Source organism: Cupriavidus sp. SIMBA_020, assembly GCF_046535395.1.
GTDB classification, from domain to species: domain Bacteria; phylum Pseudomonadota; class Gammaproteobacteria; order Burkholderiales; family Burkholderiaceae; genus Cupriavidus; species Cupriavidus campinensis.
This window is the reverse complement of sequence record NZ_JAWRWU010001421.1, coordinates 1-245: the sequence shown is the minus strand read 5'-3', so window position 1 is coordinate 245 and position 245 is coordinate 1. Positions and strand designations below refer to the sequence as shown.

Sequence of the window (245 nt, the reverse complement as noted above, 5' to 3'; positions counted from 1 at the left end):
ATGATGGTGCCGGTGGGCCGCATCATCCTGCTGCGCACGGTGCCCAAGCAGGACCTGCTGAAAGCCATGTCGTCCCTGTCGATCCCGGCGCTGCTGGGGCCGGTGATCGGGCCGCCGCTGGGCGGTTTCATGGTCACCTACATGTCGTGGCACTGGATATTCCTGATCAACATCCCCATCGGCGTGCTGGGCATCGCCCTGGTGCTGCGCTTCGTGGCCGAAATCAAGGAAGAAACCGCGCCGCG

At 64.5% G+C, this 245-nt stretch carries 1 protein-coding gene; it reads left to right on the top strand.

The features are described 5' to 3' along the window. Positions 1–245 (top strand): MFS transporter (locus tag SB751_RS34225; RefSeq protein WP_410749524.1); only part of this gene is annotated, 245 nt, incomplete at both ends.